This is a genomic window from Rhodococcus sp. T9N, from assembly GCF_024436645.1.
In the GTDB taxonomy this organism is placed as follows: domain Bacteria; phylum Actinomycetota; class Actinomycetes; order Mycobacteriales; family Mycobacteriaceae; genus Rhodococcus_F; species Rhodococcus_F qingshengii.
This window is the reverse complement of the sequence record NZ_JAMSKS010000091.1, coordinates 1-501: the sequence shown is the minus strand read 5'-3', so window position 1 is coordinate 501 and position 501 is coordinate 1. Positions and strand designations below refer to the sequence as shown.

General features: G+C 55.5%; 1 protein-coding gene. It reads right to left on the bottom strand.

Going from position 1 to position 501, the window contains the following annotated elements; genetic code table 11:
- Positions 1-482: hypothetical protein (locus tag M1L53_RS34795; protein ID WP_261949535.1), on the bottom strand; the 482-nt coding region annotated here is incomplete at its 3' end.
- Positions 483-501: the final 19 nt, after the last annotated feature.

Genomic DNA, 501 nt, shown 5'->3' with positions numbered 1-501 from the left:
TTAGATCCGGGATCTGAGACATCCAGCAGAACCCAGCCCTCATACGTGCTTGACGCCTGAAATGGACTGCCGAAATCATCCCTGTCTTCAAGGCAGTTGTATTCATTTGAGTCTGCGCTCTTGGTGATGCCGGCAGGTGTGATCTCAGAGAAGTCTCGCCCCGTTGTGCGCATGAATTTGTACTCATCATGGCTCGGGGTGGTTGAAACCTGCATCTTCACGGCGACGAACATGCCTTTGGGGTCAGTGATCGGGCCGTAGCGTTTTGTGCACTTGGGGTCATTCTCGATTTCAAGGAACGTGACAGTGCCCAACTTCTCGCCGCCCGCCGCCATCACGTCGACAGGTGTGCCGAAGCTCGACTGCAGCGGACCGCTGGTTACTGATTCGCCAGTTGCCACAGGGGCACCTCCCGAAGAGGAGTTGCAGGCCGAAACCAATAGCGCTCCAGCAAGGATTGAGGCGGCAAGAATCTTCTTCATCAGCAATGCATACCAGACC